Source organism: Salipaludibacillus sp. CUR1 (genome assembly GCF_021028955.1).
In the GTDB taxonomy this organism is placed as follows: domain Bacteria; phylum Bacillota; class Bacilli; order Bacillales; family Salisediminibacteriaceae; genus Salipaludibacillus.
On record NZ_JAIWPE010000053.1, the window covers coordinates 154,149 to 175,645 of the forward strand.

Annotated in this window: 18 protein-coding genes; 14 read left to right on the top strand and 4 right to left on the bottom strand. The window is 43.2% G+C overall.

Annotated elements, in window-relative coordinates; all coding sequences use genetic code 11:
- Nucleotides 1–21: 21 nt before the first annotated feature.
- On the bottom strand, nt 22–156 hold the full coding sequence (locus K8O68_RS11115) for a YrzI family small protein (protein WP_230896955.1): 135 nt from the start codon (nt 154–156) through the stop codon (nt 22–24).
- Nucleotides 157–1,190: 1,034 nt separating this feature from the next.
- Here K8O68_RS11115 and K8O68_RS11120 point away from each other — a divergent pair.
- The 9 genes from K8O68_RS11120 to K8O68_RS11160 all read left to right on the top strand — a co-directional run bounded on the left by K8O68_RS11120 (nt 1,191) and on the right by K8O68_RS11160 (nt 10,591).
- A complete protein-coding gene (locus K8O68_RS11120; protein WP_230896956.1) occupies nt 1,191–1,568 on the top strand; it encodes a GntR family transcriptional regulator in 378 nt (125 codons plus the stop codon).
- A 2-nt stretch (nt 1,569–1,570) separates the two neighbouring features.
- Entirely contained in the window at nt 1,571–2,476 is a 906-nt protein-coding gene (locus K8O68_RS11125; protein ID WP_370640520.1) for an ABC transporter ATP-binding protein, read from the top strand.
- On the top strand, nt 2,448–4,415 hold the full coding sequence (locus K8O68_RS11130) for a hypothetical protein (RefSeq protein ID WP_230896958.1): 1,968 nt from the start codon (nt 2,448–2,450) through the stop codon (nt 4,413–4,415). Before K8O68_RS11125 ends, K8O68_RS11130 begins: the two co-directional genes overlap by 29 nt.
- A 379-nt stretch (nt 4,416–4,794) precedes the next feature.
- A complete protein-coding gene (locus K8O68_RS11135; protein ID WP_230896959.1) occupies nt 4,795–5,634 on the top strand; it encodes a YihY/virulence factor BrkB family protein in 840 nt (279 codons plus the stop codon).
- Nucleotides 5,635–5,819: 185 nt separating this feature from the next.
- Complete coding sequence (pepF, locus tag K8O68_RS11140; RefSeq protein WP_230896960.1) at nt 5,820–7,607, top strand: oligoendopeptidase F; 1,788 nt, start codon at nt 5,820–5,822, stop codon at nt 7,605–7,607.
- Nucleotides 7,608–7,648: 41 nt separating this feature from the next.
- On the top strand, nt 7,649–7,840 hold the full coding sequence (locus K8O68_RS11145; RefSeq protein ID WP_255717160.1) for a cysteine-rich CWC family protein: 192 nt from the start codon (nt 7,649–7,651) through the stop codon (nt 7,838–7,840).
- Between the two features lie 124 nt (nt 7,841–7,964).
- Nucleotides 7,965–8,933, top strand: coding sequence for a UV DNA damage repair endonuclease UvsE (gene uvsE / locus K8O68_RS11150; protein WP_370640518.1), 969 nt, complete (start codon nt 7,965–7,967; stop codon nt 8,931–8,933).
- A gap of 259 nt (nt 8,934–9,192) precedes the next feature.
- Nucleotides 9,193–10,155 (top strand): 6-phosphofructokinase, encoded by a 963-nt coding sequence (gene pfkA / locus K8O68_RS11155; RefSeq protein ID WP_230896961.1) that lies wholly within the window; start codon nt 9,193–9,195, stop codon nt 10,153–10,155.
- Nucleotides 10,156–10,372: 217 nt separating this feature from the next.
- The gene (locus tag K8O68_RS11160; protein ID WP_230896962.1) at nt 10,373–10,591 is read left to right on the top strand and encodes a hypothetical protein; all 219 of its coding nucleotides are present in this window, start codon (nt 10,373–10,375) and stop codon (nt 10,589–10,591) included.
- Nucleotides 10,592–10,634: 43 nt separating this feature from the next.
- On the opposite strand, the gene K8O68_RS11165 is transcribed toward K8O68_RS11160, so the two are convergent.
- The gene (locus K8O68_RS11165; RefSeq protein WP_230896963.1) at nt 10,635–11,804 is read right to left on the bottom strand and encodes an MFS transporter; all 1,170 of its coding nucleotides are present in this window, start codon (nt 11,802–11,804) and stop codon (nt 10,635–10,637) included.
- Between the two features lie 223 nt (nt 11,805–12,027).
- On the opposite strand from K8O68_RS11165, the gene K8O68_RS11170 reads away from it, so the two are divergent.
- Complete coding sequence (locus K8O68_RS11170) at nt 12,028–12,882, top strand: GNAT family N-acetyltransferase (RefSeq protein ID WP_230896964.1); 855 nt, start codon at nt 12,028–12,030, stop codon at nt 12,880–12,882.
- A gap of 65 nt (nt 12,883–12,947) precedes the next feature.
- Here the strand turns inward: K8O68_RS11170 and K8O68_RS11175 are convergent, their stop codons facing one another.
- Entirely contained in the window at nt 12,948–14,321 is a 1,374-nt protein-coding gene (locus K8O68_RS11175; protein WP_230896965.1) for an MFS transporter, read from the bottom strand.
- 1,043 nt (nt 14,322–15,364) lie between these two features.
- On the opposite strand from K8O68_RS11175, the gene K8O68_RS11180 reads away from it, so the two are divergent.
- Nucleotides 15,365–16,084 carry a hypothetical protein gene (locus K8O68_RS11180; protein WP_230896966.1) on the top strand — a complete coding sequence of 240 codons (720 nt, stop codon included), beginning with the start codon at nt 15,365–15,367 and terminating at the stop codon, nt 16,082–16,084.
- 160 nt (nt 16,085–16,244) lie between these two features.
- Nucleotides 16,245–16,547: an HNH endonuclease gene (locus K8O68_RS11185; protein WP_230896967.1), complete on the top strand. Its 303-nt coding sequence runs from the start codon at nt 16,245–16,247 to the stop codon at nt 16,545–16,547.
- Nucleotides 16,548–16,855: 308 nt separating this feature from the next.
- Here the strand turns inward: K8O68_RS11185 and K8O68_RS11190 are convergent, their stop codons facing one another.
- A complete protein-coding gene (locus tag K8O68_RS11190; protein WP_230896968.1) occupies nt 16,856–18,280 on the bottom strand; it encodes a tyrosine phenol-lyase in 1,425 nt (474 codons plus the stop codon).
- A gap of 228 nt (nt 18,281–18,508) precedes the next feature.
- Between K8O68_RS11190 and K8O68_RS11195 the strand changes: the two genes are divergently transcribed.
- Complete coding sequence (locus tag K8O68_RS11195) at nt 18,509–19,450, top strand: D-2-hydroxyacid dehydrogenase (protein ID WP_230896969.1); 942 nt, start codon at nt 18,509–18,511, stop codon at nt 19,448–19,450.
- Between the two features lie 227 nt (nt 19,451–19,677).
- A complete protein-coding gene (locus tag K8O68_RS11200; protein ID WP_230896970.1) occupies nt 19,678–21,468 on the top strand; it encodes an SLC13 family permease in 1,791 nt (596 codons plus the stop codon).
- Nucleotides 21,469–21,497: the final 29 nt, after the last annotated feature.

Here is a 21,497-nt window from a genome sequence, read left to right on the forward strand (position 1 = left end):
CGGATCCACCCTCCTGATCTATTAGTAATTCATATATTTAGTCTTGGCTTCGTCAAGGCGCCGCTGGATTCGCTGGAGATGCAGCTCTTCACGTAAGCGGTCTTCCTCAGGACGTTTAACGATTGATATTGTAAAAAATAAAATATTGAGTTTCATTATTGTTTCACCTTCCGTATGTTAATCGATTTTTTCGCTAAGCGCTATCCTTCTCCAAATTTAACCATGCCATAAACTTCATTCGCTTAATCATCATCCATCATCCTTTCCTCGTTTTTTTTTTGTTAAGAAGTGTGACTCCGGTTTTCATCTTATGCACCTCTTGCTGAAAATAACACTTAATTTAAAAATTTTTCTTTCAGTAAAAAGAGACTCTCATTTGGCGGTTAACACTTTTATGACCTCCTTCTTCAGCATTTTTAAAAGTTAGAAGCGCGACAAGTACGTCATTTTGCTGAGAAACCATTCTTCTTCAGACGTGTGCTGATGTCTTTGATGTTTGGTCGGTTTCGGTTTTTGTCTTTTTTGTATTGTAATAGTGTAAGTGAAAATTGGGACAGTCAAGTTCTCACCTCCTTTTGGAAAAAAGTATTTATATAAAAGGGCGGGTTAACGCCCTTTTACACCTATGCAAAAAAGCCGCAGGAAAGTCCTGCGGCTTTTAAATATATCCTGAAGGCGCTGCATTAGTGCAAATACACCCGCATATCAGAATCTGTAATAAAAAACACAAGTCATTCCTGTGATCGACTTGTGCAGTAAACTTTTGAAAGACATTCTAAAAAATGCGCATAGTTACAACATTCAGCTCTCTGCTGAGGTCGACCGGGAAGAAATATTAAATTTGATGGCGTATACATGTGCTTTTTTCATTAGACTCGACCTCGCTTTCAGAATTTTTTAATTTCGAGTTAATTGTATATTAAGTCCTGAATAAAAGGAAGCCCAATTTACCTTTTTGAGATTTTTACATGATTCCCTTGGCCCAGTCGACAATAGTCTTCATCATTCGCATGAGCCCTTAGCACTGCACCACGTTACAGCAGCGGGGGTCTGTCCCCTCGCGCAGTAATGCGTCACCGCGCGAGGGGACAGACCCCCCATTAAATTCCAAAAAAGTAGTGGTAATGTCGTATGTCCCGTATTATAATAGTTAATACAGTTAGAAGGGAATAAATGGAAAGGGGATTGTTATGTTTAAGGTGGATACGCGGAGTCGGGTGGCTATTTATGAGCAGCTGATTGAACAGTTAAAAACGATGATGATTCGTAACGTGCTTCAAGAAGATGAAAAGCTGCCGTCGGTCAGGAGTCTCGCACAGGAATTGACGGTTAATCCAAATACAATTCAAAAAGCGTACCGCGAATTGGAGAGTGAAGGGTATATTTATACGATCCCTGGAAAAGGAAGCTTTGTTTCTCCTTTAGAAATAAATTCAAATAAGGATAAACTTAATTCCCTCCGGCAGGATATCGAGAAAACGATAAACGAATTTTTGTTTTTAGGAGGCAGTAAAGAGGAGCTCATTCAATGGTTAAACACTATAGAAGAGAAAGAACAGGGGGAGTGAAAGTGATTATAGCCGAAACAGTAAATAAACAATTCGACGATCTCCAGGCTGTCCGCAATTTATCACTAACCGTCCGCAAAGGATCTATTTACGGATTGCTCGGATCAAATGGCGCGGGTAAATCAACATTTTTAAAAATAATCGCCGGCGTCTACAAGCCAGACAACGGGAAAGTGACTGTCAATGGCATGGGCGTTTATGAAAGTCCGGATACAAAACAAACCGTTCTCTTTATTTCTGATCATCCTTACTTTTTTCATTTAGCTTCCCTGCACGATATGGCAAAGTTCTACTCAGGTGTCTACGAGCGGTGGAATGAAAAAAGGTACAATCAGCTGGTAAAGCATTTCAGAATGGACCAAAAGAAACGGTTAAACCGATTATCGAAAGGAATGCAGCGTCAGGCTGCCTTTATTCTCACCTTGTCTGCCATGCCTGATGTGATGATTCTTGATGAACCTTTTGACGGTTTGGACCCCGTCATTCGCCAGCAAATGAAAAACCTGATTATGCAGGATGTGGCAGAGCGTGAACTGACCCTTATTGTATCGTCGCATAACCTTCGGGAAATGGAGGATTTTTGTGATTATGTCGGGATTCTTCATGAAGGTTCACTGCTGTTTGAGAGAGATATCGACGAGCTTCGAAGTGATGTTCATAAATTACAGCTCGCTTTTACAAGCGTTCCCGAAAAGGGTCAGTTTGTTAAAGACTTGGATGTGCTCCATTACGAAGTAAAAGGGAGTATGATGTTTTTAATTGTAAGAGGGGAAAAAGACGACATTCTCTCAAAGGTTAAGAAATTCCAACCCGCCGTCGTTGACCTCCTTCCGCTGACACTGGAAGAAATCTTTATTTATGAGTTGGGAGGGGCCGGCTATGAAATCAATAATCTCATTGTGGAATAAAGCATTATTCACACTCCAGTTGCGTACGGTCAGCTGGTTTAGTATCCTGCTGACGCTGCTGCTTTTTGTCATGCTGCCTGTCAGTATTCTCGTCAGGGAGATCCGTTTCGGTCCGGACGCCCACCTTCATTTTTACACAGCCGGCAGTCAACTGAACGCTCTGAGTGAATTCTCTTTTCCGTTTCAACTGTTAGTCTTCTTTATCTTCCCAGTTCTTCTCGGAATCGTACTGCTGAATTTCACAACTAAAAAAGAGGCCACTTATTTTATGCACAGCCTGCCGTTTACCCGGCAAAGCATCTTAACAAATACGTATCTGGCCGGAGCCATTGCTCTTCTGGCACCTATTGTGCTGACGGGACTTGTCCTGGGCATCCTGGTGTTTATTCTGGAACAGCCATTCTACTCATTTGTTGATGTGCTCGCCTGGACCGGACTTTCACTTATGATAGCAGCTTTATTGTTTATTTTAACGATGGCCGTTGGCGTTATTGTGGGAAATGGGTTTCTTCACGGCGCGTTAACCTATATCGTAATTATCGTCCCTGCCCTGATCATTGTTCTGGCGCTCACTAACCTTCAATATTTTATCTCCGGGTTAGCCTTAACGTCGTATACTGAAACACTCCTGTCCAAAGGCATCTTCTTTGCCCGGCTCATGGAATTATATAATGAACCATTTACTGTTATTGAATATATTATTTATGCAGCAATAGCCGTGCTGCTTGTCATAGCGGCGTATGCGGCCTACATGAAACGTCCTTCAGAAGCGTCTGATCAGGCGGTCATTTTCCCGGTTGTCCGCTCAATCTTTCTTTATGGACTCACCTTTTTTGCCATGCTGATTGGAGGTCTTTACTTTACAGAAGCCCTTCAAGGCGGGATTGCCTGGACACTGTTCGGCTATATTTTAGGCGCATTTTTCGCTTATACGGTGCTCCAGATGATTTTACAAAAAGCCATTCGGCTTTCATGGCCATGGAAAGGATTCGCCGGATATGTGGCAGCAATTATTCTGCTGATGATTCCTGTGAATATCGGTGGTGCAGCCTATGAAAACAACATTCCCGCACCTGAAGACGTATCCTCAGTAGCAATTTACAGTTCCTATTCCTATGGGTACGAAGAAGCCGGAGAGCCGCCGCGTTTAACGAGCGACTTGTCAATTGAGCAGGTGACAGAGCTGCACCGGCAGCTGAAGAACTACCAGGATGAGGAATTCTATCGCTGGAACACCCTGACGATTGATTATGCTTTGAAAGACGGCAGCTCGTTAAAAAGAGAGTACAGCCTGAGTGACTCAATTGGTAAAGAAGTCACTGAAGACCTGAGAAATAATAACGAGTTTAAACAAGCATATGACCCTGTGTTTAAATTAAGAGACTTGGAACCTGCTTTGGCTTCAGTGTTCGGTAACTATAAAGGCCGCGAACAGAGGATTACTGATCCGGATGAACTGAATACATTAATTAGCCTGCTCGAACAAGATGCCGGCGAACAGCCTTCCCATCTTCTTATTGAATATGAGGCACGGCACATCGGTGAACTGTATTTCCAAACCTCCAAGAGACAAAACGATGAATACATTTTCCTGACCAGCGATTATACACGGACGCTTGGCTGGCTAAAAGACAATGACTATTCCGAGTCACTCGTTATTGCTGAAAATATCCCATCAGCCACGGTCGTGCGTGCTGCAGGAACTGAGTTCTTCAGGGAGCTGGATGACATACTGTATCACTCCGGCGGCAAACCTGAAGATCTGCCAAATTCCTTTAAGACTTCGGATAAAAATGAACTTGAAGAGCTGTTGGCAGTCAGCAGAGATTATTATGAAGGCGATTATGTCATAATTTTAGATGGCGGAAGCGATCAGTACCACTATTTAGGGTTTAATCAGGATGACGCCCCTAATTTTGTACTGGAAAAACTCGAATAGATAATTTTTAATAGGATAGTTAGTCCGTTCTAAGGGCTAATTATCCTTTTTTATTGGAGTTTTTGGAAGCAAGCGCGAAGGAAATTCCGTCATGCCAGGGCAGAGGGATATTTGTTGCACTTCCTCTCTAATTATTGTTGCACTTCACTTGATAATCGTTGCACTTCCCAAAATCATTGTTGCACTCGCCGATAAGTATTAATTAACAGCCATTCTCTCATATCTTATGTAATCCCCAGGCCCTCCCAATAGTAAGCAGAAAAATTTACCATTCGTCCACATAAAGATAACCCTCCCGTCTTTTAAAAAAACCAAAGTAAAGGTTAACCAGTGCTGATAAAGGGGATAGAACCAAAACATCTGATGGGAGGCCAGAATAATGAGAAAGATAATTTCTTACTCTAAAGCGCTAATGAAGGAAATTTCAAATGATAATGTGCCTCTTTTGGGAGCTGCCCAGGCCTATTATTATTTATTGTCTTTAATCCCAATGCTTATCTTAATCCTTTCGATTCTGCCCTATTTGAATCTGGATCCGGATCAGGCAATGGAGATGATCAGCGGCGTGATGCCGGAAGAATTGGCATCCGTTTTTGAAGACCAGATTGTCAGTATTATCACCGAGCAAAGGGGCGGCCTTTTGACAGTAGGGATCCTCGGGACACTGTGGTCCGCTTCCTCAGCTATGAATGCGTTTATGAAAGCGCAGAATCAGGCATACAATGTAGAAGAAAACCGGTCGTTTATTAAAGCGAGACTCTTGTCCATCGCCTTAACGTTAGGGATGATCCTTGCTTTGGCTGTCGCTTTGCTGCTGCCTATTTTCGGGAATGTGATTATTAATTTTATTAATGAAATAGTGAACCTGGGAGGCGGGACAGAAATACTCTTCCAAGTGCTCCGCTGGACAGTGAGTATAGTTGTCATCGCGGCGATTTTGTCAGCACTGTATCATTTTGCCCCTAATATTAAACTTCCTTTTAAATCAGTATTGCCAGGAGCTTTGTTTGCGACAGTGGCCTGGCTCGTGACGTCATTCGGGTTTTCGATTTATATCAGCAATTTCGGGAATTACACCGAAACCTATGGGAGCTTAGGTGGCGTAGTGATTCTGATGATTTGGTTTTTCCTTATAGGAATGATCCTTGTGATTGGCGCTGAAATCAATGCCGTACTTTACCGAAGGATAAGACCGGCAAACACAGGAAAGTCGGCATAAATTTTTTAAAATACCACCTTGCAATGTAAAAAGGCTGTGGTCGCCCACACTTCTTCCAGGCCTATGAAAGCCAGGCGCCGTCCTGGCTTTTTTCCTGTCTAAAGTAAATTCCAACAGGAAAAATACTCCAAAATCAAATTGATTTTTGGTATGGTAAACGTACGACAGTCGAGAGGGGATATGAAATGAATACTTATGATTCAAGAAACGATGTTCCTGAAGCGGAAAAATGGAATTTAGCAGATATTTATACCTCCGTGGAAAAATGGGAAGCGGATTACCGGAAAATTGAAGAGTTAACCGAAGAACTTCGCTCATATGATGGAAAAATTGAAAACGGAAACGATCTTTATCAATTTTTGCACAAAGAAGAAGTGGTGGAATTACTGTTTAAAAATGTTTATGTTTTCGCCAGGCTAAGCGGCGATATTGATACGAGAGATACACAGGCTCAGTCATTACTTGAAAAGGCAGATCAGCTCGGTGTGAAAGTGAATTCAGCCACATCGTTTTTTACTCCTTTCCTTTTGAGTCTGGAAAAAAGCATACTGGAGCGTTTTATAGACGAAGAGCCGCGCCTTGATTATTTCAAAAAAGATTTGCTGGACGCTTATCGTTATAAAGACCACGTGTTAAGCAAGGAAAACGAAGAACTGCTGTCCCGTCTGGGAGAAAGCCTGTCTTCCCCGAGCCGGACCTTCGGAATGATTAACAATGCAGATATGACGTTTGGTGAGGTAACGGATGATGAAGGCAAGAAAGTAAGGCTTACCCGAGGGATGTACTCCAAATTAATCGAAGATGAGGACCGGGCTAAGAGGGAAGAAGCATACAGAGCGTATTACAAGCCTTATGTTCAGCTTAAAAACTCTATTGCCTCGACTCTTTCGTCTGCAGTTAAAACAAATGTGACGTTGTCTCAATTGAGAAATTACCCTTCAGCTTTGGAAAAATCCCTGTTCGGAAAGAAGATTCCGAAAGAGGTATACGATAACCTGATCCAAACGACGAAAGAAAACCTTCAACCGATGTACCGTTATACTGAGTTACGGAAAGAGACTCTGGGTGTCAATGAGCTCAGGCAATATGATTTGGCGGTGCCATTAGTAAAAGGTGTAAAAGAAGACATCTCTTACGAGGACGCTTACGAAACGATGTTAGAAGCATTGGCCCCGCTTGGAAGCGACTATATAAACGTTTTAAAGGAAATGAAAAATTCCCGCTACATTGATGTCAGGGAAACACCGGGGAAACGGTCTGGTGCTTATAATATGGGACTGTTCGGCACCCATCCATTTGTGTTATTGAACCATCAAGACGACCTGGACAGCTTGTTTACACTGGCGCACGAAATGGGGCACGCCATGCACAGCCATTATTCGAATACGCACCAGCCGCAGATTACCGCCGGCTATACCATTTTTGTGGCTGAAGTGGCATCCACGGTGAATGAAGTGCTGTTAATTAATTATTTATTGAAAAATGCAAAAGACAAAGAGTACCGGAAGTACTTGCTGAACCACTTCATTGACCAGTTTAAAGGCACCTTTTTTACACAGGTGATGTTTGCGGAATTCGAAAAGAAAACACACGAACGGGCAGAAAACGGTGAGCCTTTAAACGTTGATTCCTTCAGTGAAATGTACGAGGCATTATTCCAGGAGTACAACGGGGAAGCGCTTGTCTTAGAGGAAGAAACGAAGTATGGATGGGCGCGAATCCCTCATTTTTACCGGCCGTTTTATGTTTACCAGTACGCTACAGGCTTCGCGGCAGCGATTGATATTGCTAATAAAATTTTGAGTGGAGATGAGACGACGCTTCGTAATTATCTTGAATTCCTGAAGAGCGGAAGTTCTGATTACCCGATTGAATTATTGAAAAATGCCGGTGTGGATTTAACGCGTCCGGAACCGGTAGAAAATGCTCTCAGCCTTTTCGAAGAGCTCATTGACGAGTTTTCCGCCCTTTAAGCAAACAGTTGCGCTGACACTTTAATAGGGAGGGGAGACAGTTGGCCAATAAGTATTGTCCGCTTTGCGGGGAAGAAAATAAGTGTATGGCCCGAGAGCCCGGTCCGTGCTGGTGTAACGAGGTCGATTTCCCGGCCGGTATTTTTGAACTGGTGCCTCCGGAAAGTAAAAGAAAACATTGCATTTGCCGGAAATGCGTGATGGCTTACAAGGAAAAAAGCGGTACCAGCTAGGCATGTAAAGAAGCTTCCATTCGTGGAAGTTTCTTTTTTTAGGGACAGTCGTTCCAAGGAAAAGTTACATAACTGAATGCCTCTTCGCTGATACTAAAGGAAAACGTTGAACAGGTGATGTCTCGTGACGGTATATAGGCTAGGCTATGTAGCCATGAGTTTAAATTTGCAAAATGCTTCCCCTTCCCAGACGATGACTCTTAAAAGTTTTAAGAACATAAATGATTGGGAAGCGGCTGTAAGAAAGCTTGAACGAATTGCTAAATCAAATATTCAAAATTGTCTCAGGCTACTAAAACACAATAAAGCGCACGAGGTGGATTTTTTCAGGCTGAGCTCAAGACTGGTTCCTTTGGCTACACATGAGGATCTGGCTAAGTGGGATTACATCGCCGCGCTTAAAGAAAGCCTTATAGAGCTGGGCCGGTTTTCTGAAGCAAACGGGATGCGGGTTGATTTTCATCCAGATCATTTTGTGGTCCTTAATTCTCCTGATAAGGAGATCTTTCAGGTGTCTTTAGACGTCTTAAAATATCATTATCTCTTACTCCGCTATATGGGATTGTCTCCGGATCACCGCTGCGTCATCCATTTAGGCGGGCGTTACGCTGATAAAGAGCAGTCTCTCGAGCGGTTCATTGATCACTGGTCTGTGGTGCCGAAGGGGATACAGAAAATGCTCATAATTGAAAATGATGATACGTCTTATACGCTTGGAAACTGCTTATATGTGTGTGAGAAATTAAATATTCCGCAAGTCTTTGATATTCACCATCATCTAGCCAACCATGACGGTGAAAGCTGGGAAGACCATTGGCCCCGCGTCGTCAATTCCTGGTCTCATTCACCTCTGCCTGTAAAAATGCATATTTCAAGCCCAAAAAGCGAGAAAGAATTTAAAGCGCATGCGGATTACGTCGATGTCGATCTTCTGCTCGATTTTGTGAAAAAGACAAACGGCTCTGCAAGGCAAATTGATTGTATGATCGAAGCAAAAAAGAAAGATAACGCCCTCTTTAAATTAACAAATGAGCTCAAAAAGCATCCAAATATTGAAATGATAACGCAAAGCTCATTCAAGTGGAAAGATTAGATGGATTCATATGTAAGGGGTCAGACCCCCAGCACAGTAAAGCGTTAATGTGCCAGGGGTCTGGCCCCATTTTTTCAAACAGATTCTTGAAGTGTTTAATTGGATTGAAAAGGGAATAGCAGGAGGATGAAGGGTTAGAGTAAATTTATCTCCACAATTATAAATGGATAAGTACGGAAAAAACCGATAATGAGGGACTTGATTTTTTCACTAAGCAAAGGCTTCCCGCTTATTTTAGGCTTAAACAACGAAAGGATGGATGACAGTGAAAAAGATTGGTGTATTAACTTCAGGAGGCGACTCGCAGGGAATGAATAGCGCTATTCGTTCTGTAGTCAGAACAGGAATTGCACGAGGATACGAGATTGTAGGGATCAGAAGAGGCTATAATGGATTGATGGAAAAGGACTTTATACCTTTAGAATCAAAAGATGTCTCGGATAAACTTTATCGCGGCGGGACATTTCTTCAATCTGCCCGGTCTGAAGAGTTCAGGACGGTAGAAGGCCAGAAAAAAGGAGCGAATAATTTAAAAGAAGAGGGGATCGAGCATCTCGTCGTTATTGGAGGCGATGGCAGTTACCGGGGGGCTGCGAAACTAAATGACCTGGGGATAAAAACATATGGGCTTCCAGGGACAATTGATAACGACCTGCCACTGACTGATTATACAATTGGTTTTGATACTACTTTAAATGTCGTAACTGATGCGATTGGGAATCTGCGTGACACAATGAGCAGCCACGAACGGGTAAGTGTCATTGAGGTGATGGGAAGAAATAGCGGGGATATTGCCTTGCACGCAGGCATAGCAAGCGGCGTGGATGCTATTTTAGTTCCCGAACAGCCATGGGATATTAAGGAAATATCCCGTAAATTAAAAGCCCGTTTTGATAAAGGGAAAACACACAGCATTGTCATGGTCGCAGAAGGTGCGGGGAATGGCGAGGAGATCGCTCAAATGATTAAAGACCATTGCGGACTGGATACCCGGGCGACCATCCTGGGGCACATCCAAAGAGGCGGGACGCCATCAGCGTTCGACCGTGTCTTTACTAGCCGGATGGGCCACGAAGTCATTCATTTGATTGATAATGATATTTATGGAGTGGCGCTGGGGATAGAAAATAATGATATTACTTATCATAGCTTCGAAGAAATTTTTGAGGCAAAGCAGCCTCCCAATACTAAACTGTATAGCATTTTTGGAGACCTCATTTAATTAAAGATTCTTATATAGCACAACCTTTATCATCGTTTTAACAGTCCGGCAGACCGGGTATAGCGGGATACACCGGCTAAAGAAAGCTGTTTTTAAAGGACTTACGGTTAGGCAACTGGGCTTTCGATTTTTCAGAGGTATCAATGCTGCCGGTGGGGAAGTCAGCCATCCGTCGGCTGAACCTTTATTCTCTTTTAAAAAGAGAGGAGAGATAGAAATGGATAAAGAAAAAGATAGTATGGAAAGGTGCGACAGATGCAGGAAATGGTCTGAAAAGAGTTCGTTAGGCATATTGCCTGAACGTTTGCATCCAATCCTAGAGACGAACAATGAATTTTCAGTCTGTATGGATTGTATTAACAATTACTCTATCGAACAATGGACAGAGTGGATTCCAATAGCAAGAAAGTACTTTAAAGAAAAAAAACGGGCCTGATGCCCGTTGACTATGACAAAACACCGGCCACCATCGGCCGGTGTTATTTGCTGTTTGATCCTATCAGCCGGCTTATCATCTGTGAAGAGTTCAGCCGCATGTATCCGCTAACCGTGAAAACAATCATGCCTATAAGAAAAGCGATAAAATAAGGTGACATAAAGTCCCTTACAATTCCTGTCACTGATGAACTGAGAATAATCCCCACCGAAAAAACAGCAGACATGTAACCAAAGGCCCTGCCGTGTACTTCTTTAGCTGCGTTTTCGGTGATCGAGGTAGCCATAGCGGGCATAACAAGTCCAAAAAACATGCCCATCATAAAAATAAGATACGGCAGGGGAAGTAAGGTGCTGAATAATCCAAACAGGCAAAGAGACATACCGAATAACCCGCACATCAGCCGTTTAAATGGGTCAAACTGGTTAATAAAAAATAAGGACAGCGTAATGAATGTGCCAATGCTCATCAGGCTGAATAACTGGCCTGTCTGAATGGTTGAGACTTCTTTTTCAACCGTCAGGTAAGGAATTTCAAATATAAGCACCCCATGAATATACATCACCGCAAAACCGATTAAATAAGCTGCCAGCAGGTTTGGCGTGGTGAGAACACGGGACTTTGAGTCCTCTGTAAATGTTTTTACCGCCACCATCTGCCTGTCTTTTATAAAACGCAGGGAATAAAAGCCAATGACAATAATAGCTGCCCCTATAAAAAAATAAGTATTAACATACCCGAACATCACGACCATTTTACCGCCGATGAGAGGAGCAATAATTCCGGCCAGAGTTGATAGCATACCGTTAATTGCCATGTTTTTGCCTTGCTGCCGGCTGTTATTGGCGTATCCTGAAAGGAGAGTAAAGGCGGCCGGGATTAAAAAAGCGAGGGCAAAGCCATTTAAAGCATGAAGGATCAGTAAGTCGCCGGCATTAGAGGCGAGGCCGTGTGCGATAAACAAACCTCCCGCAATAAATAATGGAAAAGTGATAAATCTCTTTTTTCCAAAGCGGTCTACCAGCGGGCCTGCGATTAAATTCCCCGTTAAGTTAGTCAGTGAAGTGACCCCTAAAATAATTCCTATTAGCATGCTTGACGCGTCAAACGAGGCTGCGTAAGGCGTAAATACAGGCATTTGCAGCCTGATAACAAGAGTAATCAAAAACATGACAACGAAAATATTAAACTTGTCTACAGTCGATTCCGTCATTTTATCCACCTCGGAACAATGTATGTCCCATAAACAGAAAATAGACGGGCAGTAAGTCCTGCTGCCTGTGTATGAACGGGCTGGGTTTTACATTCACCCCGGAAGGTTCACGGAAAAGTTTTGCTTTTAGCCTCTTTTTTAAAAATACTTAAGACATGAAATCTCTCCTGTTCAACATTATAATGAGAGACAGAAGTTTATTGGTTAAAGGAGACAGCAGGCGATGAGCGAAAAGATACGACGACTCACTTCAGAAGATTATGAGTTATTTGCTGCTATGGATACAGGAATTGAAGATGACTATATCAACTTATTTTTTGAGCGCTTTGCAGGTGGGACGAATCGGTTGTATGGTTTATTTGCAGACGGGAAGCTTGCTTCGATGGGCGGATATTCGATTTTTGCTGGCCGGTATGCGATGCTTGGACGGCTCCGCAGTGACCGGCGTTTCCAAAGGAAATCATTTGCGACAGAATTAATGACGCATGTAAAAAATGAAGCGTTCAGCGCAGAAGGTGTCAGATGGGTGGGAGGCAATACGGAAGAAGGCAACCTGCCGGCCAGGCGTGTACTAGAAAAAATCGGTTGTAAACCGAAGCTTACCCAGTATGCGGCGACGGCAAAAGAGGTAGAGGCTATAGAAAGCGGAGAAGAAGTTTGGCAGGAAATCCATTCAACCGGTCGGAAGAAAAGCTGGCTTGAAAAAACATATCTTGCCAAAAGTAAAGTTTTCCCTTTTCAATGTTATTATCCGTTTCCTGCCTCTGAGGCTTTGTTCAATGAGAATACCCTTAAGGACTGGACCTTTTATGAAAACAAAGCAGGCGACCGTTTCTTCCTGACGAAACATGACCAGAAAAGAACACATTATTTACACGTCGCTTATCCATGGAATGATGCGCGGGATCAGAAAGGTTTTTGGCAAACGGTTTACAAAGCGAAACAAAACCTTGAGGATGAACTTGGTGAAGAGGCACATGTCTGGATGGATATACCAAAAGAAGAAATAACCGGTCTTCCTGCCAACCACCCGTTTCAGCTTAATTCCGTGTGGGTCCTTTACGAAGCAGAGAAGTAAATTTTTTGGGGTCTGTCCCCCAGCGCATTACAGCTTTAACGCGCTGGGGGACAGACCCCTTTCAATTATTTTTGGTTTAACTCTTTTAAAATGGCCGGGTACTCTTTATCCAGTTTATACATCCATAGAAGGATGACTTGAAGGACCGTAAAGAGAAGCGGGAGTTGGATGTTCAGGGCGATAATCATTTGGCTTGCCGAGGCTGATTGTTCGGCAAGGGCGCCCTGATAGCCGCCGAAGGCTAAAAGCCAGCCGATTAATCCTCCGCCGATCCCGGTTCCTACTTTCATTCCGAAACTGGCTGCACTGTTTACGAGGCCCGCCGTTCTGAACCCGGATTTCCACTGGCCGTATTCTGTCGTGTCATTAATCATCGCATACAGAAAAGTGATGACAGGAATCAGCCCAAACCCTTGAATAACATTGCCGGTTAAGAAAAGAGCAAGACTCGACGGATCAATAAATTTAATAATAGACCCGAATATAGCTACTAAAGATACAACTAATGCAATATTCCGTTTGCCATACCTGCCCACTAATTTTCCGATAAAAAAGAAACAGACAATGGTTGGCAGAAACAATGACAATGCGAAGAAAGAGAAATAGCTGCTGTTTCCTAAGATATATGTTGCGTAGTAAAGCCCTGCCCCTGTTAAAAGAGCATTGAGCGTATAAGCGAGTACGCAGTAAACCGTAATAATTACCCAGTATTTATTTGTAAGGAGTGCCTTAAATTCTGTTTTAAAAGGAACTTTCTTTTCCTTTTTTACCGGTTCCGCATCGACTCTTTCTTGTGTTGAACGGAAAGAAGTAAAACAGGTCACCACAATAATAACCGCAATGGCCAGGGAAACAGCCGTCCAACCAAAGTTTCCGCCTATGGCACTGGCAACCGGTTCAGCAAGGGTCATAACAAGGATCGTACTCAGCATCGTAAACACACCGGTATAGATGTTAACTAACGACCTTCCTTTAGGGTCTTGAGTCATTAACCCCAAGAGTGTCTTATAAGGGATAGAAATAGCGGTGTACGTTAAGATGAGTAAAATGTAAGTGATATAAGCGTAAATAATTTTGCCTGTCATACTTATATCCGGTACAGAAAACAGGAGGACGCCGGAAACGGCAAACGGCAGGGCCATCCAGAGAATCCAGGGCCGTGCTTTCCCGTGTTTTGATTTCGTCCTGTCCACCACTGAACCCATGCCTATGTCGGTGACACCATCAAGGAGGCGGCTGACCAGCATCAATGTCCCCACCACACCGGCTGAAATACCAGCAATATCTGTGTAGTAAAATGCGAGAAACGTACCAACCATCGTCCAGATTAAAATAATTCCGAAGAATCCTAAACCGTAATTTAACATCTCTTTATGGCCAGGGCGGTCCTGAGGCCTGGCTTGTACGAACTCCACTTCCTGCTGATTTTTAGCTGACATAACATCGCTCCTTTTTATTTGGCAGTATAATACTAACCGGTCGGTATGTACAAAACTATTATAGATTAAATTTTCCGAAAATTCAATCTGATATTTTTCTTGATACTCACGCAAGAGGAAAGGCATTAGCAGGAACCACCTCTTTTCTAAAAAAATCAAATCAGCAAGAACAGCTGGAAATTCTGTTCATACGTTTAAAGAGGCGGACATACATATTCATCTCTCTGTTTGTTTATAATGAAAGTAGATGACACTTTCAGGCGGGGGTAAAAATGATGATCTATGTGATGTATGCAGGTTCGATTCTCTTATCCCTTCTCATCGCTGTGTTCTCCGGGCTCCCCATAACCCCCACCCTTGGCTTTACAAGGCCCTATTTGGAATATTTCATAATCGGCGCTAGTTCTACGGCGTTATATATTTATTATATTTATCGGTACCAACCCCATTTTAAAGTCAGATACATGTTTTTTGGGCTTCTGGCCGGGCTGATATCATTTTTAATCATTTCTTTTATACAACTAAACCTGCGAACCGACCTTATGAGCCCACTGTCATTTTTTTATTACCATTGGACAGAAGGAGTGGCGGTTCTGTGCGGTGCTGTCTTATTACCTGTTGTTTTATTCTCTCACCAGGTGAAATGCCCAAATTGCCGCAAACACAGTTTTTTTGACCAGAAATTAATGTTTTCAACAAACAAAAATTATACTTTTCCGGTAAATGAGTATTTGCCATTAAGCGAGTTTGAAGAGCAGTATAAGCATCTGGCCAAGGCTGAAAAAAGCCATTCCTTAAAAAGCCTCAGCGCCTTCGAAGGCACGGTGTTTCATTTTTATAAATCGAAATGTAAATGCTGCGGCGAGCAGTACGTGTGCCGGAAAAAGGAAGTTAATGAAAAATCGGAATCCTTTACCTCTGAAGAGAAAAGAAAATGATAGATTTTTTTAAAAAAATTCTTCTCCCCTGACAAAGGTTGTCAGACAGTCTGGTATATTAGAAGGGTAAACAGAAGAGTAAAAATGAGAGGGGCGTATTAACCAATGAGAAAGTATGTATTAACAGGCTTGGCTGCTGTATTCCTTATGGGAATAACGGCGTGCAACGGCAATGAAGACGGGGAGACGAACGCTGAAGCTGAAGAAACAATGGCCAATACAAATGGCGCGGAGGAGAATGAGGCTGAAAACAACGGGAATGCGGAAGAGGTCGAAGCTGAAACTGAGGAAAATGAACACGAAAATGAAAATGAGCAGGGGCACGATTCTGACAACAGTTCAGTCAGCGTAGACACAGGTGCATCTGAGGTGACAATTACGCTTCCGCCTTCATTATTTGAAGAGGAAGATCCTGAAGATATGATCGCTGAAGAAGAGGAAGAAGGCATTTACGATGTAACTATGCTTGAAGACGGAACAGTGACTTATACAATGTCTAAAGAAAAACATGAAGAAATGATGCAGGAAATGGAAAAAGACATCAACGAAACGATCGAAGAGACGAAAAACAGTGAAGATTTCGTGTCCATCTCAGATATCACTTATAACGATTCTTATTCTGAATTTACTATGATTGTGGAACAGGAAACCTTTGAAAACAGCTTTGACGGATTTGCAGCGTTCGGATTAGGGCTGAGCGGAATGTTTTACCAGTTGTTTGACGGAGTAGACCCGGACAACTTTGAGGTCATTGTTCATTTTGAAAATGAACACACAGGAGAGGTTTTCGAAACGATGACGTTCCCTGAAGACTTGGATTTTTAATAAAAAAAGAAAGTCATTTGCTCTATAAGATTTCTATCCCCCTATAAGTCCACACTTATCAGGGGGATTATTTGATTGGCTGCGGCCTGGTGGTTTACAGTATAAGTAATTTAGTTTAAAAACACAGAGTTAACTATACATAGAAAGCGGGGAGGCAAGGGTGAAAAGGCGTACTGGACAATGTGAATTATGTACAAGGAACGAAGTGGAATTAACTGAACATCATTTAATTCCAAAAGAAGAAGGCGGTGCCCATTTGCAAACGGCCATGCTCTGTAAACCATGTCATAAGCAAATTCATAACTTGTATACGAACCGCGAATTAGCCGTCAGACTGGGCACGGTAAAAAAGCTTCAGAACGACGAACAACTTAAGAAATTTATTAAATTCATCAGGAAACAGCCTTCTTCAGCAAGAGTTAAAATGAGAAAGTCCAATGAGAAAAATCAACGGAGAAGGTAGGCGCCATCAGTTGGCCTGCCTGGCACGACAGCCGGAAAACATGTAATCTTTGATTTATGATGCAGTATCGCTGATATTTGAGGCAGTCAATTCATTATTTGATGCTGTCTTGAAGATATTTGATGCACTCACGGTAATATTTGATGCACTCGCAGGTTTCATCTCCAAATCTCATCCCCCCAACTCAGCACGCGCCATCTTACCTCATTATCTTCGCGCCCCATCGCCAAGTCTTTTCTTTATCACTCAATCTTAAGCCGCGCAAAAACCCGGCAAGCCAATCGCCTGCCGGGTTAACCACTGAAATGTTATGAATGGGTAGTTACAGAAGCAGCGTTCCCCATGAGCTCACCGTTCTTGGCCAGAGGTTTGAACCTGGCGTTGAAGAACCTCAGTGTCGGCGGCTCATAAGTCATTTCAAGGCCTCCGATTTGATCTCTTTTTTCATAAAGAGCTATAACAGAATCAGCAACCACATCCATATGGTTGTTTGTATAGACGCGTCTTGGTATGGTTAATCGCACAAGTTCAAGTTTTGGTTTATTGTTTTCACCTGTAACTTTGTTTCTGCCGGCTGACACGTAACCACGCTCCATTGATCTTACTCCGGAATCTAAATAAATTGCTGCGGCCAGAGCCTGGGCAGGGAGCTGCTCCTGTTTCAGGTGAGGGAGGAACTCTCTCGCGTCCAGGAAGACGGCATGGCCTCCAATTGGCTTTACGACAGGGATGCCGGCATCAATTAGCTGTTCGCCCAAGTATCTTACCTGATGGATCCGGTGCGCAATGTAGTTATCATCAGCGGACTCATAGATTCCTAACGCCATAGCTTCCATGTCCCGGCCTGAAAGACCGCCGTATGAAGGCATGCCTTCATATAGAACGACCAGCTCACGGCCGCGAATATAAAGCTCTTCATCATTCATAGCGAGAAATCCGCCAATGTTCACTAAGCAGTCTTTTTTGCCGCTCATCGTGCAGCCGTCAGAATAGGAGAACATTTCTTTTAAAATATCTTTAACAGATATATCCGCATATCCTTCTTCCCGCTCCTGAATGAAGAAAGCATTCTCAACACAACGGGTCGCATCGTACATGACATCGATTCCGTATTTGCTGCAAAGGGTATACACGTCACGCAGATTCTTCATACTGACTGGCTGTCCGCCAGCAAGGTTGACCGTTACTGCGATACAGACATAAGGTATTTTTTCAGGACCGGCCTCTTTAATCACTTTCTCGAGTTTGGATAAATCGATATTTCCCTTAAATGGATGGTCGAGTAAGGAATCGTGGCCTTCATCAATAATTATATCAACAAATGTTGCGCCATTTAATTCCTGATGGGCTCTCGTGGTAGTAAAGTACATATTCCCTGGAACAAAATCGCCTTCTTTAATTTTCATCTGTGAGAGGAGATTTTCTGCACCTCTTCCTTGGTGGGTTGGAATCACGTATTTATAACCGTAGATCTCTTTTACAGCTTTTTCGAGGTGGTGCCAGCTTTCACTTCCCGCATACGCTTCATCTCCGACCATCAGCGCGCCCCACTGCTGATCACTCATGGCCGTTGTGCCGCTGTCTGTCAGGAGGTCGATATATACTTCTCTTGAATTAATCAGGAATGTATTATATCCCGCATTTTCCAAAGCTTCTTTCCGTTCGTTATAATTCAGCATTTTCAAAGGCTCAACTGATTTGATTTTGTAAGGTTCTGCCGTTCTTCTCCTCATTGTAAAACCCTCCCTGTAAAATGTTTGAAAATACGTTATGCTTTCAGATTACCACGCATTTGAAAGCGCTTGCAAGAACGTGCATTAACCTGTAAAAGCACTAAAGGCAAGGCTTTTAACCGAGTTAAAAGCCGAGTCTTGCTTGTTTAACAGATCCGGGACGACAGAGGGTTTGATTTGTTTTATAATAGAGGACATCATCTTGGCATACAGGAAGGGGATTTAGTTATGAAAATCAGTACTATTTTATTTGCCAGCCCGATGGCGAAAGAAATAGAGCATATTTTTAACAGTAAAAAAGTGGCGGGGGATAAGCAGTTTCGTTTCCGGACAGAAGAGGAAGTGACAGAGGATGATTATAAATGGGCTGATGCGTTTATAGCATTCAAACGACCTGCGAATTTTTCGTTTGGAAATATTAAATGGGTTCATTCATTCGGCGCGGGAGTCGATAAAATTCTTAAGGACATCGACTGGAAAGAGGATGTGCTGTTAACCCGCACTGTCTGCTCGTTTGGCCAGAGAATGAGTGAATATTGTTTAAGTTACATACTTCGTGATGTACAAAATCATTCATGCTATGAAAAAATGCAAGCAGAAAAAGAGTGGAAGCTGGTAGCGCCCACACCTTTACAGGAAAAACAGGCGGTCGTTTACGGTACAGGGGTCATCGGCCGGGAAGTGGCTGAAACGCTTGCTTCATTCGGAATGACCGTATATGGTGTCTCCTTAAGCGGCACGCAGAAAGAACCGTTTAGACAAATCTTTTCATCAAAAGAGCCGCTAAATGACGCTTTGGCTGAAGCGGACTATGTGATCAATACGATGCCGTTAACTGATGAGACGAAAAAGGTATTTAATAAAGACGTGCTGGCCAGGTGGACGGACGCCGTATTTATAAATGTCGGCCGGGGCGAATCTGTCGATAACGAGGCTTTGCTGCAGGCACTGGATAACGGACATATACGTCAGGCTGTTTTAGATGTGTTTGAGAGTGAGCCGCTTCCTCAGGACGATCCGTTCTGGTCCCATCCTAAAGTGATAGTAACTCCCCATATTTCGGCTGTAACAACACCGGAAGAAGGCGTAGACTGTTTCCTGAATACCCTTTATAAACTTGAGAACGGGGAAACTGTCGGTAATGCCGTGGATTTAAACCAAGGCTTTTAACTTACACGCGCTGAAAAAATTGCAAGTCAGGAGCTCGCCAGCCTGGGGAAAACTTTTTTAACCTAATAACCGGGATAAAGATGCCACCCAGGCATCTTTATTTTTTTCCAGTAGTTTGTCAGGTGAATATGTTGATTTTTCGACAAATTTAATATACCATATAGGGTATAAAGAATTAATTGTTTATTATAAAAATGCCAGTTAAACGTTTTGAAAGGAGCACACTTATGACACTGGAAATAATGATCACATACGCCGTCTTACTATTAGCTGTCACACTGTTTGTCACTGAGAAACTCCGTACAGACCTGGTAGCTGTCCTGGTGATGGTTATTCTCCCCTGGACCGGCGTTATCACGGCTTCGGAAGCATTTGCCGGCTTCTCTTCTAATGCCGTTATCTCTGTGATGGCGGTAATGCTCATAGGGTATGGCGTTGACCGTTCGGGGATCATGGCCGTGGTCGCTGAATTTATTACTAAAAGAGTCGGGAAAAAAGAGAAGAACGTTATGGTGAGCACCTCGGCCACTGTCGGTATTATATCTTCTTTTATGCAGAATATAGGTGCCGCGGCACTTTTTTTGCCTGCTCTTAGAAAAATCGGAAGAAACGCGAATATTCCTGTATCGAAGATCATTATGCCCATGGGGTTCGCCGCTATTCTTGGCGGCACATTAACTATGGTCGCCTCAGGCCCTCTGATCATATTAAACGACTTGCTTATGGAGTCGGGGAATGATCCGTTTAATCTCTTTGCAGTGACGCCAATAGGATTAGCCCTCCTTGGTGCTGGAATTCTGTACTTTTATTTGTTTGGCCGCTGGGTTCTGCCTGCAGCTAAAGGAGAAACGAAACCCAGCATCACCGAAGAAATCAGGAAAACATATAATTTGCCTGCCGATATTTATGAAGTGACTATCCCGGCCAACAGCTCGTTAGCTGGAAAGTCTATAGAGGAACTGGAAATATGGACAACGTACGGTATTAATATACTGGCCCTGAGTGAAGCGGGAAGCCATCTTTACAGTCCGTGGAGAAAGACCCGCCTGCAGGAAAACCAGACGATCGCAGTTCTTGGCAGCCAAGACAATGTCACTGCTTTTGCTGAAAATCATCAGCTCACAGTAAAAGATAACCTGAAGGTTTTCGCCAATCTGGAAAACGAAGACCGGGCCGGTTTTGCAGAAATTGTGATTCCGCCAAAATCACGAATGGTAGGAAAAAAGCTTGCGGATATTGGATTCCGGAAAAATTATAAATTGGAACCTGTAGCTTTTATAACCCGCGACGGTGAAAAGCATAATCTTTCTGAAGTCCCTTTTGAAGCAGGCATGCAGATGATTATCTTTGGCCGCTGGGAAGATATCCTAAGGCTAAAAACTTCCCATGACTTTGCCGTGCTGACAGAAGTCCAGCCGCCTGAACCGGAACCAAAAACAGATAAAAAGAAATACGCATTGTTATCGATTGCTGTCGCGATCGGCCTTGTTCTTGCCGGCTTCCAGCTCTCACTCAGTTTCTTCACAGGTGCGATGCTCATGATCCTGCTCGGAGTAATTCCAAAAGAAGAAATATATCCCGCCATTGATTGGAAGACCGTATTCCTTCTCGCAGGGTTGATCCCAATGGGTACGGCTTTTGAAAACAGCGGGGCTGCCGAGTACACGGCTTCCGGCATCATTAACCTTGTTGGCGGATGGGGGACATTAGGAATTCTTTTTGTCATTGCGATTATTTCCATGTTCTTTTCCCTGTTCATGTCAAATGTTGCTGCAACTGTTCTCCTTGTTCCGCTCGTCATCATGATGGGGAATTCATTGGGAATTGATCCGACCGGCCTGGCGTTGCTGGTAGCGGTGTCAGCCTCTAATTCATTCGTGCTTCCGACGCACCAGGTAAATGCCTTTATCATGGGGCCTGGAGGATACAGAAACGCCGATTATATGAAAGCGGGAAGTTTAATGAGTGTCATCTTCCTCATTGTTTCAGTCACAATGATTTATTTATTCTTTGTGTAATTAAAACAGTCTGCCGGGACAGGTCCGGC